A 23,576-nucleotide genomic window follows, 5' to 3' on the forward strand; every position below is an offset into this window, starting at 1 on the left:
ACCTCCGTGTGGTGTGGTCCCGTGGTTCAGGCGATGACGGCCAGCACGTCGCGCACGGCGGCGATGGTGCGGTCCTGGTCCTCGCGGGTGAGCGTCGCGTACATCGGGAGGGAGAAGACCTCGTCGGCCAGCTTCTCGGTCACCGGGAGATCGCCGGCACGGTAGCCGAGCTTGTCGAACCCGCGCATGGTGTGGATCGGCCACGGATAGCTGACGTTGAGGTGGATCCCTTGGTCGGCCAGCAGCTTCAGCAGCTCGTCCCGCCGCGGGTGCCGGGCCACGAACAGGTAGTAGACGTGGTCGTTGCCCGTCCCGATCGCGGGCAGGGTCAGGCCGGTGTCGCCGAGCCCGTCGTGATACCTCTCGGCGATGCGGCGACGCGCCGCGATGTCCTCGTCGAGCCGGCGCAGCTTCACGCGCAGGATCTCCGCCTGCACCTCGTCGAGCCGGGCGTTGTGCCCGGGCGTCTCCTCGACGTAGTACCGCTCCTCCATGCCGTAGTAGCGCAGGCGGCGCAGCGTGCGTGCGGTCCCGGCGTCCGACGTCGTGACGGCGCCGCCGTCACCGTAGGCGCCCAGCACCTTGGTGGGGTAGAAGGAGAACGCGGCGGCCTCCCCCATCGCTCCGGCCCTGCCGCCCGGGCCCGTGGCGCCGTGCGCCTGGGCGCAGTCCTCGACCACCGGCAGGGTTCCGGTGATCTCGCGCAGCCGCGGGATGTCGACGCACTGCCCGTAGAGGTGCACGGGCAGCACGCACCGGGTGCGCGGCGTGATCAGGTCCTCCACCGTGTCGATGTCCATCAGGTAGGTGTCCTCGCGGACGTCGGCGAAGACCGGGACCGCACCGATCTCGTCGATGGCCACGGCCGTCGGAGCAGCCGTGTTGGACACGGTGATGACCTCGTCACCGGGTCGCACCCCCACCGCCTGCAGGGCGAGCTTCACGGCGTTCGTCCCGTTGTCGACCCCGACGCAGTGCTCCACGCCGTTGTAGGCGGCGAACTCGTCCTCGAAACCGCGGACCGATTCGCCCAGGACGAGCCGTCCCGAGGAGAACACGCGGTCGACCGCGGCCAGGATCTCGGTGCGGTCGCGCTCGTACTCGGCGAGATAGGCCCAGACCCCGACGCCGTTACCGGATGCGCTCATGTTCGTGCTCCCTTCTCGACGTAGGGCAGGAACGACTCCCGCGCGGCCGGGTCCCGGAAGGCGAGGCCCTGGAGGTCCCGCTGGGACATCGCCGTGGGCTCGCCCGGCCACGGCAGCGCGAGGTCCGGGTCGAGCGGGTCGACGGCGACCTCACGCTCGGGCACGTACGGGTTGGAGAGGAGGTAGCAGATGACGGTGTCGTCGGCGAGTGCCATGTAGGCGTGTCCGACACCCGGCGGGAAGTACACGCCGGTGGCGCCGTCGCCCACGAGCCGGACCGTCTCGTACCGCCCGAAGGCCGGGGAGCCGGGCCGCAGGTCCACCAGCACGTCGAGCGCCTCGCCCCCCATGCAGAACACGATCTTCTCCGAGCCGCCCGCGCCCGTGGTGAAGTGCAGCCCGCGCAGCACCCCTGCCCGCGAGCGTCCGTGGAACAGCTGCTCGATCCGGAACATCGGCCGGCCCGTCGCGGCTTCGAACGCCCGCGTGTCCAGCAACTGGGTGCTCGACCCCCGGTTGTCGGGGTCGGGGGCCGCCCGCAGGATCAGCGCGCCCGGGATGGAGGTCTCCTGCGCGATCATGCGTGACACCCGCAGTGCCGCGGTGTGGCGGGGTCCGCGTACGAGTCGTGCGGGCGCAGCCAGCCCATCGGGTCCTCCGGGTCGGTCTCCTGGCGGCCCAGCGGAGTGATGTCCAGGTAGTTGTAGGTGCCGTTGAGGATGTCGCTCCCGCGGCGGAACGTGGAGTAGGCGTGCAGGATGCGGTCCTCGTCGCGCAGGAAGGCGCTGATACCGGGGGCCTCCGGTTCCCCGCCGTCGTCCAGCACCTGGTGGAGGTCGTCGTAGAAGTCGGAGTCCGCGCACGAGAACCAGGGCACGCTCCAGCCCATCGAGTCGCGGTAGGCCAGTCCGTCGGCGAGGCTCTCGGGGCAGACGACGACGAGCTCCGTGTCCCGCGCCCGGAAGTGGGCGAGGTGGCCGATGTTGTCGACCCAGAAGGAACAGATCGGGCACCATTCGGTCGGTGAGAACTTGGCCATGAAGTGGTAGACGATCAGCTGCCGCCGGCCGGCGAAGAGGTCCTCCAGGCCGACCGGTCCGTCCGGGCCGTGCAGGGTGTACTTCTTCGAGATCTCGATCATCGGCAGTTCCCGGCGCCGGGCGCTGAGCCGGTCCCGCGCGCGGGTGAACTCCTTCTCCTCGTCGAGGAACTTCCGCCGTGCCGTCCACCAGGTCTCGCGGTCCACCGTGGGGATCACGGGGCCACCTCCTCCAGCTCGGTACCGGTCCCGGACACCGCCGCGGCCAGCTCACCACCGTGGAGCAGGGCGCGGACGGCCTCCACGTCCCCGGTCATGACACGGTCCTGGGCGATGAAGGGACTGCGGGCACGGATCGCCTCGTAGGCGGCCCGGCCGGCCCGGCCGAGTCGTTCCCGGGTCCCGCCGAGGTCGACGGCCTGCGCCGCGGAGATCGCCTCGACGGCGAGGATGTAGTCGTTGTTGTCCAGGATGCGGCGGCAGTTACGGGCCGCGATGAGCCCCATGCTGACGACGTCCTGGTTGTCGCCGTTGCTCGGCACGCTCTGGATGCTGGCGCTGCCGATCGTGCGGTTCTCCGCCACCAGAGCCGTCGCCGCGTACTGGGTCCCGGCCAGACCGCTGTTCAGCCCGGGGTCTCCCGCGACGAGGAACTCCGGGAGCCCGCTGAGGTTGCGGTTGAGGAGCCGGTTGGTCCGCCGCTCCGACAGCACGCCGAGCTGCGTCAGCGCGAGTCCCGTGAAGTCCATGGCGAACGCGACCGGCTGGCCGTGGAAGTTGGCGCCGTGGAAGATCTCCTCGTCGTCGAAGACCAGCGGGTTGTCGTTGGCCGAGTTGAGCTCGACGCCCAGGGTCCGGTAGGCGTGGGCGAGGGTGTCGCGCACGGCACCGACGACCTGCGGGACGGCCCGCAGACTGTACGCCTTCTGGAGGTAGACCTCGGTGCGGCTGACGCTACCGGCGGAGAAGTCCCGCGAGTCGGTGGCCGCCTGCCGCAGTGCCTCGTGGGACACGGCCGCTCCGCTGTCGTGCAGGAGATTCCGCATGGTCCTCGCGGACGCGATCTGGCCGGGGTGCGGACGGGCGATCTCGTGACCCGCCGACTCGAACGCGCCCGTCGATCCCTCCAGCGCCTCGATCGCCAGGGCGGCGATGATCTCGGCGTGCCAGACCTGCGTCCGGGCCCGGTGGACCAGCACGGAGCTGACGCCCGTCATCGCCGAGGTGCCGTTGATGAGGGCGAGCCCTTCCTTGTAACGCAGGTCGAAGGAGGGGTCGATACCGCGCTCGACGAGCACGTCACGGGTCGGCCGCACCTCGCCCGCATCCACCACCTGCCCCTCGCCGATCAACGCGGCGGCCACGTGCGACAGCGGGGCGAGGTCACCGCTCGCGCCGAGGGACCCGAACTCGGGGACGGCGGGGGTGACGCCCCGGGCCAGGAAGGTCACGAGGCGCTCCAGGAGTTCGGGACGCACCCCCGAGTGCCCCTTGGCCAGCGCGTTCGCGCGGGCGAGCATGATCGCTCGCACCTCCGGCACGGAGAACAGGGGGCCGCACCCGGCGGTGTGGCTGCGCACCAGGTTGTGCTGGAGGCTGGTCTCCTGTGCCGGGTCCACGTGCATGTAGATCATCTCGCCGTAGCCGGTGGTGACGCCGTACACCGGCTCGCCCGAGGCGATGCGGTCCTCGAACTCGCGGCGCCTGCGCACCAGCTGCTCCGTGACCTCCGTCGGGACGTGGCAGGCGACGTCGTCGTACGCGACCCTGTTGACCTGCTCCGGAGTGAGGGAGCGGCCGTCCAGGCGCACCGCGGACGGCGCGGTGGCTGCCGGGGGAACAGAAGCGTCCTGGCCTTGCAGTAGTGACATCGTGTCAACCTTTCCACCGCGGCTGCGCGGCAACGTGTCCCGCCGGACGAACTGGATAGGGGGCAGCCCGGCGCCGAGACGTGCACGGCACCGAGCGCGAAGATCCGACACCGTGGGCGAACCGGCGTCGTGGACCACGAACGCGAGCAGTCGGGTGACCAGCCCGGAGTCGTCTCTCATGGGAAGGACGCACGACGCGCGGACGCCCGGGACGTCCTCGATGACCGCCTCGATACCCGCGAGGTCGGTGCGTCGTCCGGCCGCCTTCACCTGGTCGTCCACCCGGCCGACGAAGTACAGGTCGTCGCCCTGCCGGCGCACGAGATCGCCGGTGTGCACCAGGCCGTCGGCGGAGCTCCACGGAGTGCGACGGGCGTCGGTCGCCGCGAACGGGGTCTCGATCGCGAGCCTGGCCGTGTCGGTCCCCGGCCCGTCGCCGGTCGCGAGGTGGATGCGCCGGCCGGGGATCGCGGCGCCGATCGGGACCTCGCCGCGATGACCGTCCGGGACCCGGTACCACGTGGCCAGGATGGTCTCGGACGGGCCGTACAGGTTGTAGAGGTCGGCGCCCGGAGCAGCCTGCCGTACCTGCCCGACGAGGGCGGGCGGGATCCTCTCCCCCGCCAGGACCACCGTGCGGAGCCGTGACAGGCCCCCGTCGCGCACCCCGTCGGCACGGACCAGCTGCCGCAGGTAGGACGGCACGGTCTGGAACCAGGTGATCGAGCGGTCCGCCAGCCACTCCGGCAGCGCCTCGGGATCGGCGCGCGTGCCGGGCTCGGGGATGTGTGCGGTGGCTCCCGACAGCAGGGCGACCAGCAGTTCGACGACGGCGGCGTCGTAGCCCGGCGCCGCCCACTGGGCGACGTGGTCACCCGGACCGACGCGCATCTCGTCGCTCATCCAGCGAGCCAGCTGCACGAGCGCGTGGTGGGTGTGGACGATCGTCTTCGGCACCCCGCTGGTCCCGGAGGTGAAGCACACCGACGCCGGCGATCCCAGGACCGCACCGGCCGGGGGAGCTTCCGTCACCGGGGGCGGCGGTGCGTCGTCGTGCACCGGGAGGACGACGCCGGCCGGTACCGGACGGGCCGTGCCCTCCGGCTCGGAGAGCTCGCGAGCGCGGCCGACGACGAGCGTGGCCGCGGGCCGGATGGCCGACAGCTCCGCACGGAGCGCGGTTCCGGGCTCACCCGGCCCCAGCGCCGCGACCATCGCCCCGGCCCGCCAGCTCCCCAGCACGGCGGCGACGTGGTCCACTCCGTTGTCGACCTGCGTCACGACGCACCCGGCCGCCGTCGGGTCCGTGACGGGGGCGTGCAACCTGTCGGCCCAGCGGATCGCGGCGTCGTGCAGCTCGCGGTAGGTGATCGACGTCCGGGAGTCCCGGACCGCGACCGCACCGGGGTGTTCCCGTGCCACCGCCTCGAACGTGGACCAGATGTCGAGGTGGGCACAGGCCGGTACGTCGGGCCCGCACCCCGCTCGTGCGGTGCGTCCTGTCGCGAGAACCGAGCGCATGGCGTCCTCCTCCCTGGGGTATGTCGCGGAGACCGCCTGACCGGCCCTGCCTCCAACCGACATCCTTCTGGTTGGCGTCGCCCCTTCTCTTCTCCTGATATGCCAACGCGGCGGGCATCGCACGACAGGAGTGCGTCCGTTCACCTTGCCGCCCGGACGTCATATCTGCGCAGGTCAGCAGCCCTCAGCAGCGTCCGCCGGACGCGGTGCGCCCCGTAGGGCATAGCCGAAAGTGCGCCCATCAGGACGTTCCGGCCGCCCGCCGGGTCGCTCTAGCTTCGGCATCTGCAGGACGCCTCAGCTCCAGCCGAGTCACACCGGACGACGGAGGACTTCAATGCTGACCGATCAGGCTTTCGCAGTTCCGACGACCCACCCTTCCCTGACGACGATCGAAGACCTCGACATCGGGCCGCGAAGGATCAGCCCGGCTCACCCCGCCCACGTGGTCGAAGCGGTCGAACGGGCCAAGGCCCTCATGCACGAGCAGTTCGCGGAGGCACTGACCGTGGACGACATGGCGGAAGCCGCGTGGTTCAGCAAGTACCACTTCACCCGGCTGTTCCGTGACGTCACCGGGGTCTCGCCCGGGCGCTACCTCGCGGCGGTGCGGATGGCGCACGCGAAGCACCTGCTGCGGACCACGCAGATGAAGGTCGTGGACATCACCGTCGGCATCGGCTACTCGAGCGTGGGGACGTTCAGCTCACGGTTCCGTATCCACGTGGGGATCTCCCCGACGGAGTACCGGGCGCGCGCGCACGGCGAGCAGCGGGCCCACCTGCTCGAGGCCGCATGAGAGCCGCCGGCGTCCCGGAGCCGGAGCCGGACGTGACGCCCGGCGGACACGCCGGCTTCGTGCGACGGCTCTTCGCCAAGCAGGAGGGGCACTGGCCGACCGACCCACGGGCGCTGGAGGACCTCGCACGGTCCCGGATCGGCGCCACCGCGGCGGCCTACGTCAGCGGATCGGCCGGAGCCGGGGCCACGGAAGCCGCCAACCGGGCAGCGCTCGACCGGTGGCGCCTGGTGCCGCGGATGCTGACCGGCTCGACGGTCCGGTCCCTGACCGTCGAGCTCCTGGGCACCCGGATGCCGGCGCCCGTGCTGGCGGCGCCCGTGGGGGTGCAGGGCATCGTGCACCCCCACGGCGAACGGGCGACCGCGCGAGCCTGCGCCGAGCTCGGCGTACCGATGGTGACCTCGACGATGAGCTCGACGCCCATCGAGGAGGTGGCGGCCGCCTCGGGCGACTCGCCCCGGTGGTTCCAGCTCTACTGGCCCAACAGCGACGAGATCGCCCGCAGCTTCCTCAGGCGTGCCTGGGACACCGGGCACACGGTCCTGGTCGTGACCGTCGACACCATGTCGCTCGGCTGGCGCCCGCCGATTCTCGACCAGTCCTTCCTCCCCATGCTCGACGGCGTCGGCACCGCCATGTTCACCTCGGACCCGGTCTTCCGTTCCCGGCTCCCGGCGACGCCCGAGGAGGACCCGCGAGGGGCGGTGGCGATGTGGGACCGGGAGCTCGGCACGGCGGGCAGGACCTGGGACGACCTGGCGGTCCTGCGCGACTGGTGGCCCGGTCCCGTCCTGCTGAAGGGAGTCCTGCACCCCGAGGACGCCCGCCGTGCCGTCGACGCCGGCCTCGACGGGATCGTCGTGTCCAACCATGGCGGCCGGCAGGTCGACGGCGCCGTCGCGGCGCTCGACGCCCTGGTCGCGATCGCCCACGAGGTCGGTGACGAGGTGCCGCTGCTGTTCGACTCCGGGATCCGCAACGGAGCCGACGTGATCAAGGCCCTGGCGCTCGGTGCGCGGGCGGTGCTGGTCGGGCGCCCGTACGTCTACGGGCTGGGCGTGGGGGGCGAGGCCGGTGTCCGCCACGTCCTCGAAGGGCTCCTCGCGGATCTCGACCTCACCCTCGGGCTGCTGGGACTCCACGACATCCGGCAGGTCGGGCGGGACCTGGTGGTCCCGGCACCCTAGGAGATCCGGCAGAGATGCTCACTGCCTGCCGGCCGGGACGATCCGGCAGCGGCCCGCGCACCGCGAGGTCGGGTCGTACCCGGTCACGACGACGTCCTCCACGGCCGGCAGCGTATCGGGCAGATGCCACCAGGCTCCCGTCGTCGGCGGGGACGACGGCGGGAGCCCGGGCGTCTGGGCGGCCCCTCGCGTCACCGAGACGTCCAGGTGGCCCAGGGGCGGCCCCTCACCGCCCAGCACGAGGGTGACCGCCCGGGTCGCCCACGTGGTGCGGTCCTCGGCGCGGACGATCGGCCGGTCCTGGTCCATCAGGACGACCACGGCGCGGTCGCACCGCATCGCGGCGGCGTAGGCGCCACCCACCTCGAGACCGGCGAACCCGCTCACCGGTCCCAGGTCGCTGACGGCGAACGCCCTGCGGACCCCCGGCAGCTGCGCGCTGAGGACGGGAGCGGGCCAGGACGCCTCGGCGTCGGTGCCGGCGTGCGCCAGCACCACCAGCTCGGTGGCGTGCTCCTCGTGCAGCGGGTGCCCCGGCAGCGCGCGCAACGTCCGCACCATGTCGGCGAAGGTGGTTCGCAGGCCCGCCGCACTCGGCGCGGGGAGACCGTACCGCTCCCCCAGCGCGGAGTAGAAGCGGTCCGTGTGGGCCCGGAACGGCCGGCGCGCGAACACGGAGTCGGTACGGATCCCCGTCAACGGCAACGGCCACCTCACGACGCGCCGTCCGGTGGCCGGGCTCCGCCGTGCTCGAAGAGGGCGGCCGTCAGGGTGGCTCCGAGTCCCGCGGCGACGAGCAGATAGCGGTCGCCGGGACGCAGCCGCTCGCGGTTCTCGTGCCATGCGATGAACGGGTCCGCGCCGAAGCAGTGGCCCCTCGTCGCCTGGCCGCCGAGCCGGATCACCTCGGCGCCGAGCCCCACCTGCTGCCGGACCCGCAGCCAGGACATCCGGTTGACGTTGTGGGGGAAGACGTGGTCGACGTCCTCCGCGGCCAGCCCGACGTCGTCCAGGGCGTCACGGATGACGCCGCTCAGCGCCTCGATGTAGGCGACGGTGAACGCCCGCTCCGCCTCCACCGTCAGGAACGGCGCCTCGTGGAAGCCGGCCAGCGTGCGTGTCGCCAGCGTCAGCATCCGGTCTCCGCCACCCCGGCCGACGAGGACGGCGGCCGTTCCCTCGCCCATCACCGCCGACCCCTCGATCACCTCGCCCTCACCGCGAAACGTCTTCTCCCCCGCCAGCACCAGCACCTGCCCGCCCGGACCGGACCGGTCCAGCAGCAGCCCCGCCGCCTCGACCGCCAGCAGCGCGGAGGCGCACGCGTGCTGGGACAGCGCGAACGGGACCGCCCGGTCGAGCCCGAGCAGCTCCGCGACCCGGGCGGTGACCGCCTCGGGGTAGGGGGCCGTGAACTGGACGGTCGGTGCGTGGATGACGTAGCGGATGCTCGCCGCGACGGACGCGTCGAGGAGCGGCCTCGCCGCATCGGCCAGCTGCTCCTCCAACGGCCGGCCGGGATCCCGGCGCACGCGGCCGAACCCGAAGAAGTCGCGGTAGTACCGGCGCTCCTGCTCAGGAACGCCGTTCCTGAGCAGGACGTCCTCGACCGGTTCGGACGCAGCCGGCAGATACACCCCGACACCGCGGATCGCGGTCGGCGTCACGCCGCGTTCCCGGCCCTCAGGCACTCCTCCAGGAGCCGGAACTCGGTCTCGATCGTCTCCGAGATCGGGCCGGCACCGATGCGCGCCACGCGCTCGCGGAACATCGGGACCCGCGCCTCGACCTCGCCCCAGAACGTGAGGAGGCAACGCTCCTGCCCTGCGGCCTCGGCCCGCACTCCGCCGACGAGACCGATCGGCGCCCCGTCCACCTCGACCCGGAAGACGCCGTCACGGCTCCCGTCCGGGCCCCACGAACCCCACTCCTCCGTCTCGTGCGCGGTGATCGTCGCCCTCACCATGGCGCGGACGAACTCCGGCATCGTCGTCGTCGCGGTCCTGCGGCGCGTCACCACGGTCGATCCCCGCTCCGTCTCCGTCACGTCCATGCCGAAGTCCAGAGCGCCCAGCCGTTCGGCCTTGCGGCGCTGGAAGCCCTCGTCGTGCATGAGAGCGACGACCTCGGCGGGACTTCCCGGCAGCTCACGCTGGTGCTCGATCCTCATGCTCGCTCCTCGGTCGGAAGTGTTCCTCGGTACCGTGCGTCCACGCCGCGCGACCGCAGACGCTCGACGATGTGGGGAGCGGCGCGTTCGGCCAGCGCCGCGATCGTGTTCGACGGGTTGACCGTCAGCGCGGTCGGCACCGCGGAACCGTCGACCACGAAGATCCCCGGATGGCCCCGCAGCTCGTGCGTGTCGTCGAGGGCGCTGATGGCCGGGTCGTCACCGATCCGGCAGGACGCGAGCGGGTGCACGGTGTAGGCCCCGACGAGATCGTTGGTCCAGGGCGTGACCGTCCCGAACCCGGGTTCGGTGATCACCTCGCGCACGAAGGCGTCCGCACGGGCCCATGCCTCCCGCGTGCTCGCCCGGGGCCGGTACGTCAGGGTGCCTCGGCCGAGCAGCTGCTGGGAGAGTCGCTCGGCGTTCCCACGCTCGGGAGGAGCGCCGAACACGCCCTCGTTGTCGTCCTCGATGAGCTCGAAGAGGAGGAGCCAGGAGGCCCACTCGCTCAGCATCTCCTTCTTGCCCAGCCCGAACCAGCCCTGGCCGCCGGCTTCGCCGGTGTCGGCGAGCACGGTGCCCAGGCCGGGCGGGAAGTAGAGCTGTTCGACGGCGAACCGCTCGAACTCCGCGGCCGCCGGGTCGAGGTTGTCCCACGCCGAGACCACGGGGCCACGGCCGATCTGGTTCGCCCCGTAGGCCAGCCCCGGCCGACGCCGTAGACCGAGGGTGCTCCCCACGGCGTCGTCGTCGATGACCGCGACGTTGATGCGCTCGCCGTTCCCGGAGAAGTACCGCCCGACCGCGTGCGGCAGCTCGCCGAGGCCGTCCGCGGACCGCTGCAGCAGGACGGGCGTGGCGCCCGCACCGGCAGCCACCACGACGACCCGGCAGTCCACGTGGCCGCTGCCCACGGACTCCCGGTAGTCGACCGGGTGGATCTCCTCGTAGTGGACCCGGTACCGGTCGTCGTCGAGACGCTCGATCCGCTGCACCTCGTGCAGCGGACGCACCGTGGCACCTGCCTTCCGCGCTCCCGGCAGGTAGTTCAGCAGCATGGAACGCTTGGCGTCCTGGGTGCACCCCGCCATCATCCAGTTGCAGTTGGTGCACAGGTCGGTGTCCACCGCGGACGGCAGGGGGTTCGCCGTGTGCCCCGCGTGGTCGCACATGGCCGCCCACAGCCCGCCCGCGTAGCTGACCTCGTCCCAGTCGTGGCGCCGGACCGGGAGCGCCCGGGCGACGCGGTCGTACCAGGGGTCCAGGCTCTCGCGGGTGATCGCCTCGGGCCACAGCCGCCGGTTGAGGGAACCGCGCCGGTCGAAGATGAACCCGGGGACACGCGGCATGGCCGCGAAGTAGACGACGCTGCCACCGCCGACACAGTTCGCGGCGAGCACGCTCATGCCGTCCCCGGCGGTGAAGTCGAAGATGCGTGTGCTGGAGGAGCCGAACTCGAAGCTGTGCTGGAAGTCCTGGGCTCCCAGCTCCGGACCGCGCTCGAGGACCATCACCGAGGCCCCCGCCTCGGCCAGGTGGAAGGCCGAGATCGAGCCGCCGAAGCCGGATCCGATCACTACCGCGTCGACAGTGGTCATGGCAGATTCCCGTTCTCGTCGGTCTGAGGATGGACGGCGGCGAGTTCTCTCGCGTAGCTCGCGACCGGGAACCGCCAGAGTCCGTCGTCGTCCGGCCGGCCGAAGCCCATGGCTCGCAGCCCCGTGCCCGCGTCCCGCATCACCTCCGCCGTGGGCCGGTGCGGGCTGCTGTCGTAGGCCATGTAGGCGAACAGCGCGAGAAGGAACCAGAAGTCACGCTCGGGGTTCGCGCGCGACGTGAGCTCGGCGACGAGGGCGCGACGCCGTTCGTAAGGGAGGTCCGCGAAGGACCGGGCCTGATCCGCCTCGCCCGCGCCACCCGGCGCACGAGCCAGCGTGTCGAGGGTGTCGGCCATCTCGGCGATGCCGTCCGAGATTCCGGTCGCCGGATGTCGTAGGACGTCCAGGGCACCGGCGTGCACGGCCCCTGGTGTCGCCGAGACACCCGCGACGGCGTCGTCGTCCGCCCCGCGCTTGCATCCGGGAATGATCGTGTCCGCGAACGCCTCCAGCGCACGCGTCTGCTGAACCGTCAGCGTCGGCAGGTCTTCGGTCGCCATGTCCGGGACGCTAGACCTGCCCACCGGGCCGGCTCCTCTCCCCGCTTGCTCTCTCGGCGAAGGCGCCGCCGCGGCGGTGCGGCCGGTGTCAGGACACCGCCACGTCACGACCGACATCTGACGACCTGCCGGTGCTACCAAGGACATCCCAACGCACCGAAGGAGCATTGATGAACGATGCGCATCGGCCCGTGCATGCTCTGTCCGTGGAGGTCCAGGCCTTCACGGACCTGATCAACGACGTCGGGGGTGACGACTGGGACACTCCCACCCCGGCACCCGGATGGTCGGTCCGCCACCAGGTCGCCCACCTGGTGAGTGTCTTCCGGATCGCGGGACAGGCGGCCGCCGACCCCGAGGGGTTCCGCACCATGCTCGCCGCACTGTCCTCGGACTTCGAGAAGAACGTCGCCCAGGCGATGACCCCCCTCCTGTCGCTGTCCAACCGTGAGCTGACCAGCAGGTGGCACCAGACCTCGTCGGCGACGCTGGACTCGCTGGCGGGTATCCCGGACGACCGGATCGTGCCCTGGCTGGTCAACGACCTTCCGTCGGCCGTGCTGTGCATGGCCGGCACCACCGAGGCGTTCGCCCATGGACAGGACGTGCGTGACACCTTCGACTACCGGCGAAAGCCCTCACCGCACGTGCGCAGCATCTGTGAGTTCGCCTACCACACCCGGACCTTCGGCTACCCGGGACAGGGACGCGACGTCCCCGACGACACCAGCCTGCGGTTCGAGCTGACCAGCCCCACGGGTGAGACCTGGTCGATCGGCGACGCCGGGACGGCCAACGTCGTGCGCGGCTCCGCCTGGGACCTCGCCCTCCTCGTGACCCGACGCCGGCACCCCGCCGACCTCGATCTCGAGGGCAGCAACGACCACGTCCGCGACTGGATGTCCATCGCCCAGGCCTACCGGGGCAGCGGCGGGCCGGGACGCCGGCCGCTCCTCCAGCAGAGGAGCGGGTCATGAGTACGCAGACGGCGACTCTGTCCGGTCGGAGCACCGCGCGAGCGGTCCTGATCGGTCTCGCGGTCGTTCTCGGTGCCGGCCTCGCCATCGGCTGGCAGTACGAGTTCGTCGACGACGTGATCGGTGGTGGCATCGCGCGAGCGCTCGTCGGCGACGACGGTCACGCGGCGTCCGGGTGGGCCGGATCCCTGGCCATGGCCGGGGTGGCCGGACTCGCCGGCACCTTCACGGCCTGCAACGTCGCGTGCTTCGCCTCGATGGGCCCGCTCGCGGCGGCCGGTTCCGGTGAGACCCGGTCGGAGCTGCTACTGAACGCCACCCGCCAGCTCCTGCTGCTGGGTGGCGGCATGGTGCTCGTGGCCGCGTGCTACGGCATCGTGGCAGTGGTCGCGGGATCGTCCCTGCCCATGCTCAGCGAGGCCGACTACGGCGAGGTGCCGGCGCGTCTCGCGCAGGCCTCACTGGTCAACACGGCCCTCGGGATCGGCCTGGTGGCGGTGGCGGTCCGCTATCTGATGGGGCGTCCGCTGCAGGGTGCCCGCGGGATCGTGCTCCTGGGCTGCCTCCTGGGGCTGCTGGTCGTGGGACGGCCCTTCCCGATGTTCCGTGAGGTCCTGGCCGACGCGGTGAGCTCGGGCAACGTCGTCGTGGCCGCCACCCTGATGGTGCTCGTGGCGCTCGGGAACCTGGCGCTCGTCGCCCTGCTGTTCCTCGGTGTGGTCGCGGCCGCCGGACCGGCGATCCGCCGGATCTCGGTGGCACGCCCCCGGCTGTTGCCCACCATCGGTGGGTGGGTGCTGCTGGCTCTGGGCACCTTCTCGGTGGCGTACTGGGGTGTCCGGATCCCGCTGCTGGTCATCTGAGAGCTGCACGACGACGGTCCCGATGGGCCGGCCGCCAGAGGCGGTCGGCCCATCGGGACCGTCACGTGGCCCAGCTGTCTTCCTCCAGCCCGACGGGGGACCGCGCCGACCACCGGTGCAGCTTCCCGCGCAGGCACACGAGCGCGCTCGGATCGGGGTGCGGCGAGGCCGCGTCGATCACCTCGGCCAGCACGATGGAGTGATCGCCGCCCCAGTACATCTCGCGCCGACGACACTCGAAGGTCGCGATGGCCGCCGAGATCAGCGGCACACCGGTGCGGGGGCCGATCTCGGTGGGCACGTCCGCGAACTGGGCCGGCCCACGTGGCCGTGTGGGGTCGGCGAACCATCGCGCCTCGCGGTGGTGTCCTTCTCCGAGCACCGAGATCCCCAGGTGCTCCTGGGTCTCGAGCCGGTGGTGCATGCTCGCGTCCTTCGCCACGCACACCAGCAGGAGCGCGGGGGCCAGGGAGACGGACGTGAACGAGTTGGCCGTCATCGCGTGGGGCACCGGCCCGCCGACCGTCACAATGGTCACTCCCGTGACGAACGAACCGAACGCGGTGCGCAGGTGCCGGGCGTCGAGATCCATGGGCCGCTCACCCCCGTCGCGAGTACTGCCGCAGGGCTTCGACGAGCTCGGCCGGGACCCGGGACGGCGACGTCGCACGGTTCTCGCCGCGCATGCAGGCGACCCGCTGCCGCCCCGTCGCCGCGAGCGCCTCGGTCCCGTCGGCCCGCAGGTGGACGTAGTCGAAGCCGAACTCCAGCTGCGTCTGGCCGAGCTCGGCGAGCCACATCCGGACGGACAGCTCGTCGAACGCGGCGAGCTCGGTGAAGAACTCGCAGTCGACCTTGAGCGTGAAGAGCTTGAGGTCGGCGGCCAGCTCTTCGAGCACGGCCGGGACGCGCTCCTTGAGGAACATCTCCCGGCACCGCCCCTGCCAGCGCAGGTAGTTGACGTAGTAGACGTTCCCGACGAGGTTCGTCTCCTCGAAGCCGACGATGTGCCGGTACTCGTAGTAGTCAGCCATCACACTGCCTCCGTCGTGGGCCGTGGCGCCACCAGCACGGCGATGCCAGGTCTCGCGTCGCTGTCGATCAGGGGCGGGGCAAAGCAGAACACGGTGGCGCCGGCGCTCTCGTAGGTGGTCACTCCCCGTCGTTCGCCGCCGGTGGCGACCACGTCCGCGTCGCCGAGCAGTTCGCCGGCCCACTCACGCGGGTCACGCCGGTCGTCGGCGACCCGGACGCTCACCCCCGGGCCGGCGGCCTCGAGGCGCAGCGTCCCGTCGGCGGCAAGCTCGCTGCTGATCCGTGCCCCCACCCCGGCGTCCTCGAGCACACGCTCGAGATGCGGTCCGATCAGGGCGGCCGGCCAGCGGTCATGGACCGTGCGTCCGACCGCCCGGAGGCGGAGCCCGCGCCAGCGCTCGACGACCACCCCGGCGTCGGTACGGACGTCGATGTCGTAGACGTGCTGATCGCCTTCGTGAGCCACCTCCACCGACACGAACGTCAGCACCTCCTCGTCCTGCGAGGAGTAGAGCTCGATGGCGTCGACGCCTTCGGGAAGCAGGGTCGAGTCCGGTACGCAGACCTGGTTCCCGTGCAGCAGCGCGTCACGGGCCGCGGGGTCGCCCGTGAGGAGCGAGCCCGGCAGGTAGGCGGCGAACCATGGCCCCTCGTCGGCGACGCGCACCTGCGCCTGCACCCTCGTGGAGCTCAGGTGGTCGTAGCGGACCAGCCGGTGGAAGCGCCGGCCCTGGAACAGGAGCTCCCCGTAGAGCTCGCGCCCCGGGTCGAGCGCGACCTCCCCGGTCGCGGGCGGAACCGGCACGGTGTCGGTGACGGGGTCCGCCGCGAAGTCGGCCAGTGCCGTGAAGTGCGGCACGCCGAAGTCCGTGGTCTCGGAGTAGACCGCGACCTCCACCTGGTTGTCCCGCCGCGCGACCGCCGCGACACGGACCCGCAGACGGTCGTCGGGCGGCACCACGATCGGGGACCGGAAGACGACGTCCCGCAGCGCCGGCAGACGGTCGGTCTCCCTGAGCGCGCACGCCACCTGGCTGATCGCCTCCAGCCCGAAGACCGCGGGGAGCAGCGCGTTGCCGTCCAGGACGTGATCGGCCAGGCAGAGGTCCGTGGCCGAGGAGAGCGTCGTCTCCACGACCAGCTCGTGGTGGCGGTAGTGCGTGAGCACGGTGTCCAGGTAGCGGCCCAGCGGGAGCTCCCGCTGCTCGAAGCGTGCCGTGGGCAGGTCCATCCGGCCGCACACGACCACGTGCTCGGGGACGCTGGCGGCACCGACGGCGCCGAGGAACACGGCCACCCCCACCTCGGGCGGGATCGGCGCGATGCCCTGGGCGGCCAGCGACTCCACGACCGACAGCCGTGCGCCCATTCCCACGTCCGCCCAGACGGTCCAGTCGAGGCACACCGCCCGGCAGTCCGGGTTGTCCGCGCCGTAGGAAGCGGTGACCTGCGCGAGCTCGGCGTTCGCCATCGCGTAGTGCGCCTCGCCCGCGAGGCCGAAACGACCGATCACGCTCCCGAACGTGGCCAGCAGCCGCAGGGCGCCCGGCGACACGGCGTCGAGAACCGCCTGCAGCCCGCCGACCTTGGGCGTCCGGGTGTCGGTCACGTCCTGCCACGTCAGCCTGGACAACGGCGCCGGTGAATTGGCGCCCGCGCCGTAGACGACGGCGGTGACCGCACCGATCTGGGCCGAGATCTCGTCCACGGCGGCGCGCACCGCGTCCGCGTCCGCCACGTCACAGCGCACGTAGTGCGCCCCGACGCCGGCACCGCGCATCCGGTCCAGGTTCTTCACGACCTCGTCGTCGTCGGCGGGCGACCGGCCCATCAGGACGACGCGGGCGCCCGTCTCGACGGCGAGTGCGTGCACGCACTCCGCGGTGATGCCCTTGCCGCCTCCGGGAGCCAGGATGACGTCGGACGAGTCGAGGGCTGCGGACGCGTCACCGTCGAGGGCGACCGGGCGGATCATCGGGACCGTCCGGGTCCCGCGGACGTACCTGGCCTCGCTGAACCGCTCGGTGGCCGAGACCTCCGCGACGAGCGCGCCCGCCGGGAGGTCGCCGTCGGACCGCACGACGGTGACGCGGGTGTCCGGCCGCTCGAGCTGGAAGGTCTTGAGCAGCGCGACGGCCGCGGCACCGCCACCGGACAACACCAGGTGCGTTCCCGGTTCCAGGTCGATCGCCGCTTTCTGGACGACCTCGAACATGGCTTCGTCGGTGTCGTCGTCGCCGGGGCAGAGGAGGACGCCGCCGTCGGGCGCGTGCGCCTCGAGCTCGTCCCGCAGGCGTTCGCCGGCCTCGGCACCGCCCCACAGCGACCACGGCCGTGGGTCGTGGGCCGGAGACACCGCTCGGGCACTCGGCGCGGCTTGGGGGACGTCGCGCTCCACCCAGGTACCGATCCAGTCCCCCAGGGTGTGCAGTGCCCGCTGCTCCTCGGCGCTGTCGCTCCCCGCGAGCGCGTCGAGCTGCGCGGCGAGGTCTCCGATCGTGGCCGTGGCGACGTCCGGAGGCGTCGCCGCGACGGGTACGCCCAGCTCGGAGGAGGCTCGGGCCAGGATCTGGCCGATGGTGATCGAGCTCAGGTGCAGGTCCTCCAGCGGTCGGCTGGCCGCGGTCACGATCTCGGGCGGAAGCTCGGCACGCTCGGCGGCGAGCTCGCTGAGGACCGTGAGGGCGCTGCGGCCGGAACGTTCGCCCGCGCCCACCTCGCCCAGTTCCTGGGCCGCCGCCCGGGACGCGCCCTGGTCCACGAGGTCGGCGGTGTAGTCGTCCACCTGCGGGGCGGACTCCGTGGGGTTCTCGAAGAACCGGCGAGGCTCCCACGAGACCGGACGCACGAGGCATCCGCGGTACAGCGGTTCGACCGAGCCCAGCGCACCCACGACGTGCGCGGCCGCGACGACGGTGTGCAGCGAGGCCAGGTCGCGGGCGCCGGTGTCGAGGCCTACCACCGGTCCGAGGCCTCCGGCCGTGGCGAGCTGGGTCAGCGCGCTTCCCGGCCCGACCTCGATCAGGAGATCGCATCCCGCGGCGAGCTCCGTGGCGGCTTCGTGGAACCGTACCGGCGCGGTGACCTGGTCGCGCAGCAGCGCCGCCAGGTCGTGCCCGGGATCGAGGCGGGTACCGGTCACCGTCGACACGACGTGCCCGCGTGGAGCGGTGAGCGACAGCTCGCGCACACGGGCGGCGAGCGGCTCGGCGGCCGCGGCGACCAGCGGGGAGTGGAAGGCGTGCGAGACCGGTAGCGGTGCGGCACCGATCCCTGCCGCGGCCGCGTTCTCCGCCGTCCGGTCCAGGGCCGCCCGCGTCCCCGAGACGACGCACGCGGACGGAGCGTTGACGGCGGCGACGACGGCGTCGTCGGCCACGAGGGCCCGGACCCGGTCCTCGTCGGCGCTCAGGCGCAGCATCCCGCCGGGCTCGCCGTGCTCGGCCATGGTCCGTCCCCGGTATCGAGCCAGCTCGACCAGGGTGGCGGCGTCCATCGCCTCCGCCCAGTGCAATGCGGTCAGCTCCCCGAGGCTGTGCCCCGCGGCACGGTCCGCGCGGATGCCGAGTGCGTCCAGAACGGCAAGGCCCGCGAGCGAGCCCAGAACGGTGAGGGGTTGCGTGACCTCGGTGGCGGTCGGGTCCTGGCCCGCGAGTCCGGCCTGCTGTTCGAGGGCGGCTGCCGCTTCGTCGAACCTGCTCAGAGCGCTGGCGGTGTGTCCGGCGCCTACTCCCTGGCCCGGGAACAGGAGCCCGACCACCGGTCGCTCCTGGGCGACGCCCCAGTAGGCCCCCGCGGCCACCTCGACGAGGCCGTCCGGCTCGCTCGTGGCGGCCCTCAGTACGGCACGCACCCTGTCGGCCGCCTGCTCCGGATTCGCGGCCACCACCGCGGCCCGGTAACGGCGCCCGTTCCGGCGGCGCGCGAGAGTCGCACCGAGATCGGTGAGCTCACCATAGGAAGCACCCGCCAGGTAGTCCACCGCACGCTCGAGCTCCTGCCGGAACTCCGCCAGGTCGGCGGCCTCGAACAGGAGCACCTCGTCGTCGCGGCGCGGGAAGAGCCGGTCGGCGCCGTCGAGAGGCCGGTCGCCGCCCTCGATGACCACATGCGTGTTGATCCCGCCGAACCCCATGGACGTGACGCCCGCCCGGCGAGGAGCGTCCTGCGGCCACCGCTCCGCGACGGGAACCGGGCGCAACGGTGACGCGGCGTCCGCGAAGACGTCGACCGGATCGACGCAGCCGACCGTCGGGGGAATCACGCCACGGTTGGTCACCTGCACGGCCTTGATCAGGCCGGCGATACCCGCCGCCGCCTTGGTGTGGCCGATCTGTCCCTTGATGGAGCCGATCGCGGCACCGCGGTCCGGGGCGCCGTGTTCCTGGAGCTCCTGGCCGATCGCGGTGAGCTCGGTCCGGTCTCCCACCGGTGTGCCGGTGCCGTGTCCCTCGAAGTACGGAACCGAGGTGATCGGGAATCCGGCCCGGTCGTACGCACGTTCCAGGGCCAGCCGGTAGCCGGGGATCTCCGGGCGGGTGATCCCGCCGTGCCCGTCGGAGGAGATGCCCCAGCCCGCGACGTACCCGTACGGGGTGATCCCGCGCGACAGCGCGTCCTCCTCGCGCATCAGGACGATCATGCCGCAGCCCTCGCCGGGCCAGAAGCCGTTCGAGTCGCGGTCGTAGAGCCGCATCTCGCGGCGAGCCAGCGCACCGGTCTTGGCGAAGCCGACGATCTCGAACGGGTCGATCGAGAGATCGACACCACCGGCGACCGCGACGTCCAGATCGCCGTCCTCGATGGCCTTGGCCGCCGTCAGGACCGACAGGAGCGACGACGAGCACGCTCCGTCCACGGTGTAGCCGCCGCCGCGCAGATCGAAGTAGTTGCACACCCGGCCCGCGATGGTGTTGGACAGGCCCCCGGCGAGGGTGTCCTCGTCGACCTCCGGGAACGGCGCCTTGTAGGTGCGCTCCACGCCCGCCAGGAACGTGGCGATGTCGTCGGACTCCCAGCCCAGCTTCTCGAGATGGCTGGTCAGCACGCGCCGCACGTAGGGCCAGCGCAGCCGCATGAGATTGGCCCGCGAGAACTCGCCCGTGAGGGAGTTGCCGATCACCACGCCGGTGGTGTCCCGGTCGAGGCCCTCGGCGCCGGGGAAGCCCGCGTCGGCCAGGGCTCCCGCCGCCACGTCCAGGGCCAGCCAGTGCGTGGTGTCGGTGGTCCGATAGGTGCTTCCCGCAATCCGGAACCGCGCGCGGTCGAACTCGTATCCCTCGATCAGCGCGGCCGTTCTGGTGTAGAACTTGTCCGGCGTCGCAGGGTCGGCGTCGTAGTAGTCCTCCAAGGATGTGCGGCTGTCCGGTATCCGGCGGAAGGCCCGGCGGCCACTGACGATGTTCTCCCACAGCTCCTGGACGCCGTGCGCGTCCGGGTAACGGCAGTCCATCCCGATGATCGCGACTCGTTTCACGACACTCCCTTCACCTGCAGATGCTTCATCCTCCGGGGCGCGTGAGCACGGAGGCTACTTCGCGTTTGCGAGGGCGTTCCCGCCGCCCGCGACGGCGCGTCGTGGCGGCCCGGAGCCGCTCCGTGCGCTGCTCAGACGCAGGAGCGGATGTGTTCGCGCCAGTGCTCGTAGGCCGGCGCCGTGGCATCGCCCTGCCCGGTGAACCCGTCCGCCAGGTCGACGGCCTGCCGCAGGTCGAGGCCGGTGAGCGCCGGCACCGCACGCTCGGAGTGCTCGGGGACGCAGTCCGCGGCCGCCCTCGCCCTCGCCGCGAACACGGCACCGACCGCCAGCTCGTCCGCGTACCCACGAGCGCGGCGGGGCAGGGAGGCGATGTCGTCCCCGCCCGCGAAGGTCGCCGCGAGTCCCACTCCGCTCCACAGGTCGGCCCGCCGGTCGGGGGCGAACGAGTCGACGAGGGTCTCCGCGTCGGCGGCCACGCCACCCGCCATGAACCAGAGAGCGCGGCCGATGCCCTGGTCCACGGCCCGGCCGAAGTAGCCGGTGGTGTCGTCCAGCCAGGGATAGGGCGCGGGCCGGTGCTGCCCGGTGACGTACCGGTCCGGACGGAAGTAGGCGAGGTCGAACCCGTAGCCGTCGACGACCAGCCAGGAGAGCACCGGATGGAACGACGAGACGGGGAGGTCCGGGAGTGCGTCGCGCCAGGCCCGGCGAGGCAGCTTGGCCAGCGCGAAGCCGATCCCGATGTAGTTGAGCAGCAGGTGCTTGCTTCCCGGGCCGGTCATCACGGTGGCGGCACGGCCCTTCTCGCCCGGCGTCATGACGTCGAGGAGGGTCGCGGCCATGGTGGCGCCCTCGTAGGCGAAACCGCGGTGCTCCGGCGTGACCAGCGCCAGACGCGCATGGATCTGCTCGGTCCGTCTGCTGCTCATCAGCTGCTCGAAGCCGAGCACGACGGTCTGGGGTATCCGACCGAGGCGTTCGGCGGTCGGTCCGGTGAGCCGCTCGAACCGAGCGGTCGGGGTCACGGTGTCGATGTCGGGCGCGAGGACGCCGCTCAGCGCCAACCGCCCCATTCGTCCAAACATCAGGAGCCTCCATAGGTGGACCTCAGCAACTGCGCGCCGTCCAGGACCCGCAGCGCGGTGGCGCCGGTGTGCAGCATCGCCACCGCGCCGCTGTAGCGCCGGCCGACGTCCAGGTCGGCCAGCCACCATCCAGGGCTGTCGCCGCGATATCTCGTCAGGCGGGCGGGCTGGTCGGCGCGGCCGACCACGACCTCGCTCAACGGTGTCCGCAGGCCGTCGCCGGTGGCCTTGACCACGGCTTCCTTGCGGCACCAGTAGGTGTAGAGGTGCTGGGCGTCGGACCGTGGCCGTTCCTCCGCGTCGAGACACCCGACGACGGCGTCGTGCGCCGGGTGGCGAGCCGAATGGAACTCGACGTCCACGCCCACGGGAGCATGGGTGCTCAGCGCCACCGCCACGACGCGCTGCGAGTGGGCGATGGAGAAGTGCACCGGTTGCCCGACGGCGACCGGTTTGCCGTGGGGGGCCCCGCACCGCGCGCAGTCACGGGCGAACGTCACGCCGTACGGGTCCACCCCCAGGTGCCCGGCGACCGCCGCCTTGGCCAGGAGCGTTCCCGTGAGGAAACGTCCCCGGTCGTCAGGCCGCCGCAGGGTGCGGTAACGCTGTCGCTCGCTCCCGTCGAGAGCACGCTCCGGGACCGGCCACTCGGGGAGCCCTCGCAGCAGCCACACACGGCACTCGGCGGTCATGCTCTCAGATGAGCCCGTGACGAGAGGCCACGGCGATGGCCTCACCCCTCGTGCGGACGTCCATCTTCCGGTAGAGATCGGAGAGTCGCCGGTACATCGCGCGCTCGGAGTAGGCCTCCGCGGTGGCCAGGTCCACCACCGAGGTGCCGCGGGCCAGAGCCCCCAGCCACCTCACCTCCGCCTCGGTCAGATCGGCGGACGCGCGGTCCGACCGGGCGCGGTCGGCCAGATGCCGCGCGACCGCCTGGCTGAGCACGACCTGCCCCGTCAGTGCCACCTGGATCGAGAGGGCGATCTGCGACGTCGGCCCTTGGCAGTCGACCACGCCGTGGTAGCCCGCCGAGAGCGCGGACATCTCGAACGCCGCGGTGGGGCCGGGCTGCGCCGCGAGCACGGCGCAGCCCGAACCCGCGTAGTCCCCGAGATCGCGAAGTGCTTCCCCGCCCCGGTGCACGAGCACGATCACCCCGCCGGCCTCGGGCCGGTGGGACTCGCTGGCGGTGATGCCGGATGCCCGCAACACCTGGTGCAGCCCCGACTTGATGATCGGGCACTCCCCCTCCAGGCCGACCTCGACCACCGGCTCGTACCGCACGGCCGGCTCCTGGACGGGGCGGATGGCCCGGGGCCGAGCCGGCCCCGGAGCCTCCACCAGGGATCGCACGGCGGCCATCAGCCAGGGACCTCGGCGGTCAGGAGGAACATCCGCGGGACGTTCGCCACCGCGGGCGCCGACGTCGCCGTCCACCGGCCGAAGTTCGCCTCACGGTCACCGGGCTCGACGTAGCTCGCACCCGGCCACCCGCACTCCCGCATGAACGCGACGGGGTCGTCGCTGCCCCAGATCCACGGGCTGTTCGCCTCGGACAGCCGGTCGAGGAACTCCCGCATGTAGGAGAGCCGGAAGATCCCTCGGCCGATCATGTCGAGCGCGATCATGCTGCCCGGGGCGGAGAGCCCGCGTACCGTGCGCAGCACCTGCCGGGCGACGTCCTCGGGAAGGTAGTAGGACACGCCCTCCGCGAACCAGAACGTGGGCCGTTCCGGATCGAAGCCGGCGCGGAGCAGTTCCCGTTCCCACCCCGCCGAGAGCTCGGTGGGCACGGTCGTACGAGCGCATCGTGGCTGGTGTTCGCCGGCGGCGGCAGACTTCTCGACCTTCGCCGCGACGATCGGGTCCTTGTACTCGAACACGCTGGGCTGGTCCACCTCGAAGACGTGGACGTCGTCCGGCCAGTCGAGCCGGAACGGCCGCACGTCCAGCCCGGCCCCGATACCGACCACCTGCATCCCCGCGCCGACGTTGCGCAGCAGGACGTCGTCGAACCACCTGGTCCGGACCGGCAGGTACGGGTTGCCCAGGTCGGAGGCGTACCGGGGGTGGAAGTGGAACAAGAGGCCCGGCCCGTCGTCGCCCGCCAGGTCCTGGGCGAACGGGTCGGCGAAGAGTCGGTCGTCCCGTGCGGTCTCCCGGGCACGTGCCGCAGCGGTCCAGCGTGCGGTGGCCGCCACGGCCTCGAGTCGTGTCTGTGATGACATGATGGCTCCT

20 protein-coding genes are annotated in these 23,576 nt (G+C 72.1%); 4 read left to right on the forward strand and 16 right to left on the reverse strand.

Annotation, left to right across the window (positions count from 1 at the left end):
• Nucleotides 1–26 precede the first annotated feature (26 nt).
• From J0911_RS19495 to cmdF, 4 genes are read right to left on the reverse strand one after another with little or no spacing between them, the layout of a single operon-like run.
• Nucleotides 27–1,148 carry a DegT/DnrJ/EryC1/StrS family aminotransferase gene (locus tag J0911_RS19495; RefSeq protein ID WP_207277173.1) on the reverse strand — a complete coding sequence of 374 codons (1,122 nt, stop codon included), beginning with the start codon at nt 1,146–1,148 and terminating at the stop codon, nt 27–29.
• Nucleotides 1,145–1,729 carry a dTDP-4-dehydrorhamnose 3,5-epimerase family protein gene (locus J0911_RS19500; RefSeq protein ID WP_207277174.1) on the reverse strand — a complete coding sequence of 195 codons (585 nt, stop codon included), beginning with the start codon at nt 1,727–1,729 and terminating at the stop codon, nt 1,145–1,147. The genes J0911_RS19495 and J0911_RS19500 overlap by 4 nt, the downstream gene beginning before the upstream one ends.
• The gene (locus J0911_RS19505) at nt 1,726–2,406 is read right to left on the reverse strand and encodes a DUF899 domain-containing protein (RefSeq protein ID WP_207277175.1); all 681 of its coding nucleotides are present in this window, start codon (nt 2,404–2,406) and stop codon (nt 1,726–1,728) included. Before J0911_RS19505 ends, J0911_RS19500 begins: the two co-directional genes overlap by 4 nt.
• The gene (gene cmdF / locus J0911_RS19510) at nt 2,403–5,579 is read right to left on the reverse strand and encodes a tyrosine 2,3-aminomutase (protein ID WP_207277176.1); all 3,177 of its coding nucleotides are present in this window, start codon (nt 5,577–5,579) and stop codon (nt 2,403–2,405) included. The genes J0911_RS19505 and cmdF overlap by 4 nt, the downstream gene beginning before the upstream one ends.
• 337 nt (nt 5,580–5,916) lie before the next feature.
• Here cmdF and J0911_RS19515 point away from each other — a divergent pair, with 337 nt between their 5' ends.
• A complete protein-coding gene (locus J0911_RS19515) occupies nt 5,917–6,378 on the forward strand; it encodes a helix-turn-helix domain-containing protein (RefSeq protein ID WP_207277177.1) in 462 nt (153 codons plus the stop codon).
• Nucleotides 6,375–7,568, forward strand: coding sequence for an alpha-hydroxy-acid oxidizing protein (locus J0911_RS19520; RefSeq protein ID WP_207277178.1), 1,194 nt, complete (start codon nt 6,375–6,377; stop codon nt 7,566–7,568). The genes J0911_RS19515 and J0911_RS19520 overlap by 4 nt, the downstream gene beginning before the upstream one ends.
• 18 nt (nt 7,569–7,586) lie before the next feature.
• Here J0911_RS19520 and J0911_RS19525 read toward each other — a convergent pair whose 3' ends face one another.
• The 5 genes from J0911_RS19525 to J0911_RS19545 are packed head-to-tail and all read right to left on the reverse strand — an operon-like array spanning nt 7,587 to nt 11,896.
• Nucleotides 7,587–8,267 (reverse strand): hypothetical protein, encoded by a 681-nt coding sequence (locus J0911_RS19525; RefSeq protein WP_207277179.1) that lies wholly within the window; start codon nt 8,265–8,267, stop codon nt 7,587–7,589.
• Nucleotides 8,268–8,281: 14 nt separating this feature from the next.
• Entirely contained in the window at nt 8,282–9,235 is a 954-nt protein-coding gene (locus J0911_RS21255) for a 3-oxoacyl-[acyl-carrier-protein] synthase III C-terminal domain-containing protein (protein ID WP_207277180.1), read from the reverse strand.
• Nucleotides 9,232–9,738, reverse strand: coding sequence for a DUF2505 domain-containing protein (locus tag J0911_RS19535; RefSeq protein ID WP_207277181.1), 507 nt, complete (start codon nt 9,736–9,738; stop codon nt 9,232–9,234). Before J0911_RS19535 ends, J0911_RS21255 begins: the two co-directional genes overlap by 4 nt.
• Nucleotides 9,735–11,336 carry an FAD-dependent oxidoreductase gene (locus J0911_RS19540; RefSeq protein WP_207277182.1) on the reverse strand — a complete coding sequence of 534 codons (1,602 nt, stop codon included), beginning with the start codon at nt 11,334–11,336 and terminating at the stop codon, nt 9,735–9,737. The genes J0911_RS19535 and J0911_RS19540 overlap by 4 nt, the downstream gene beginning before the upstream one ends.
• On the reverse strand, nt 11,333–11,896 hold the full coding sequence (locus tag J0911_RS19545) for a DUF5987 family protein (protein ID WP_207277183.1): 564 nt from the start codon (nt 11,894–11,896) through the stop codon (nt 11,333–11,335). Before J0911_RS19545 ends, J0911_RS19540 begins: the two co-directional genes overlap by 4 nt.
• A gap of 170 nt (nt 11,897–12,066) precedes the next feature.
• On the opposite strand from J0911_RS19545, the gene J0911_RS19550 reads away from it, so the two are divergent.
• On the forward strand, nt 12,067–12,873 hold the full coding sequence (locus tag J0911_RS19550; protein ID WP_207277184.1) for a maleylpyruvate isomerase family mycothiol-dependent enzyme: 807 nt from the start codon (nt 12,067–12,069) through the stop codon (nt 12,871–12,873).
• Complete coding sequence (locus J0911_RS19555) at nt 12,870–13,736, forward strand: hypothetical protein (protein WP_207277185.1); 867 nt, start codon at nt 12,870–12,872, stop codon at nt 13,734–13,736. Before J0911_RS19550 ends, J0911_RS19555 begins: the two co-directional genes overlap by 4 nt.
• Before the next feature lie 61 nt (nt 13,737–13,797).
• Here J0911_RS19555 and J0911_RS19560 read toward each other — a convergent pair whose 3' ends face one another.
• The 7 genes from J0911_RS19560 to J0911_RS19590 all read right to left on the reverse strand — a co-directional run bounded on the left by J0911_RS19560 (nt 13,798) and on the right by J0911_RS19590 (nt 23,566).
• On the reverse strand, nt 13,798–14,328 hold the full coding sequence (locus J0911_RS19560; RefSeq protein ID WP_207277186.1) for a flavin reductase family protein: 531 nt from the start codon (nt 14,326–14,328) through the stop codon (nt 13,798–13,800).
• A 7-nt stretch (nt 14,329–14,335) separates the two neighbouring features.
• Nucleotides 14,336–14,770, reverse strand: a complete 435-nt coding sequence (locus J0911_RS19565; RefSeq protein ID WP_207277187.1) for an acyl-CoA thioesterase — start codon at nt 14,768–14,770, stop codon at nt 14,336–14,338.
• The gene (locus tag J0911_RS19570) at nt 14,770–20,247 is read right to left on the reverse strand and encodes a type I polyketide synthase (protein WP_207277188.1); all 5,478 of its coding nucleotides are present in this window, start codon (nt 20,245–20,247) and stop codon (nt 14,770–14,772) included. The genes J0911_RS19565 and J0911_RS19570 overlap by 1 nt, the downstream gene beginning before the upstream one ends.
• Before the next feature lie 131 nt (nt 20,248–20,378).
• Nucleotides 20,379–21,335, reverse strand: coding sequence for a DUF1702 family protein (locus J0911_RS19575; RefSeq protein WP_207277189.1), 957 nt, complete (start codon nt 21,333–21,335; stop codon nt 20,379–20,381).
• The gene (locus tag J0911_RS19580) at nt 21,335–22,027 is read right to left on the reverse strand and encodes a 4'-phosphopantetheinyl transferase family protein (RefSeq protein ID WP_207277190.1); all 693 of its coding nucleotides are present in this window, start codon (nt 22,025–22,027) and stop codon (nt 21,335–21,337) included. Before J0911_RS19580 ends, J0911_RS19575 begins: the two co-directional genes overlap by 1 nt.
• Before the next feature lie 4 nt (nt 22,028–22,031).
• Nucleotides 22,032–22,700: a helix-turn-helix domain-containing protein gene (locus J0911_RS19585; protein WP_207277191.1), complete on the reverse strand. Its 669-nt coding sequence runs from the start codon at nt 22,698–22,700 to the stop codon at nt 22,032–22,034.
• Entirely contained in the window at nt 22,700–23,566 is an 867-nt protein-coding gene (locus J0911_RS19590; protein ID WP_207277192.1) for a class I SAM-dependent methyltransferase, read from the reverse strand. Before J0911_RS19590 ends, J0911_RS19585 begins: the two co-directional genes overlap by 1 nt.
• Between the last annotated feature and the right edge of the window lie 10 nt (nt 23,567–23,576).

This window comes from Myceligenerans salitolerans (assembly GCF_017349295.1).
GTDB lineage: Bacteria > Actinomycetota > Actinomycetes > Actinomycetales > Cellulomonadaceae > Myceligenerans > Myceligenerans salitolerans.

Bases quoted from the DNA above. Each gene is read 5' to 3' on its own strand.
- J0911_RS19495 (WP_207277173.1), bottom strand. From the start codon at position 1,148: ATGAGCGCATCCGGTAACGGCGTCGGGGTCTGGGCCTATCTCGCCGAG.
- J0911_RS19500 (WP_207277174.1), bottom strand. From the start codon at position 1,729: ATGATCGCGCAGGAGACCTCCATCCCGGGCGCGCTGATCCTGCGGGCG.
- cmdF (WP_207277176.1), bottom strand. From the start codon at position 5,579: ATGCGCTCGGTTCTCGCGACAGGACGCACCGCACGAGCGGGGTGCGGG.
- J0911_RS19515 (WP_207277177.1), top strand. From the start codon at position 5,917: ATGCTGACCGATCAGGCTTTCGCAGTTCCGACGACCCACCCTTCCCTG.
- J0911_RS19520 (WP_207277178.1), top strand. From the start codon at position 6,375: ATGAGAGCCGCCGGCGTCCCGGAGCCGGAGCCGGACGTGACGCCCGGC.
- J0911_RS19535 (WP_207277181.1), bottom strand. From the start codon at position 9,738: ATGAGGATCGAGCACCAGCGTGAGCTGCCGGGAAGTCCCGCCGAGGTC.
- J0911_RS19540 (WP_207277182.1), bottom strand. From the start codon at position 11,336: ATGACCACTGTCGACGCGGTAGTGATCGGATCCGGCTTCGGCGGCTCG.
- J0911_RS19545 (WP_207277183.1), bottom strand. From the start codon at position 11,896: ATGGCGACCGAAGACCTGCCGACGCTGACGGTTCAGCAGACGCGTGCG.
- J0911_RS19550 (WP_207277184.1), top strand. From the start codon at position 12,067: ATGAACGATGCGCATCGGCCCGTGCATGCTCTGTCCGTGGAGGTCCAG.
- J0911_RS19555 (WP_207277185.1), top strand. From the start codon at position 12,870: ATGAGTACGCAGACGGCGACTCTGTCCGGTCGGAGCACCGCGCGAGCG.
- J0911_RS19560 (WP_207277186.1), bottom strand. From the start codon at position 14,328: ATGGATCTCGACGCCCGGCACCTGCGCACCGCGTTCGGTTCGTTCGTC.
- J0911_RS19565 (WP_207277187.1), bottom strand. From the start codon at position 14,770: ATGGCTGACTACTACGAGTACCGGCACATCGTCGGCTTCGAGGAGACG.
- J0911_RS19575 (WP_207277189.1), bottom strand. From the start codon at position 21,335: ATGTTTGGACGAATGGGGCGGTTGGCGCTGAGCGGCGTCCTCGCGCCC.
- J0911_RS19580 (WP_207277190.1), bottom strand. From the start codon at position 22,027: ATGACCGCCGAGTGCCGTGTGTGGCTGCTGCGAGGGCTCCCCGAGTGG.
- J0911_RS19585 (WP_207277191.1), bottom strand. From the start codon at position 22,700: ATGGCCGCCGTGCGATCCCTGGTGGAGGCTCCGGGGCCGGCTCGGCCC.
- J0911_RS19590 (WP_207277192.1), bottom strand. From the start codon at position 23,566: ATGTCATCACAGACACGACTCGAGGCCGTGGCGGCCACCGCACGCTGG.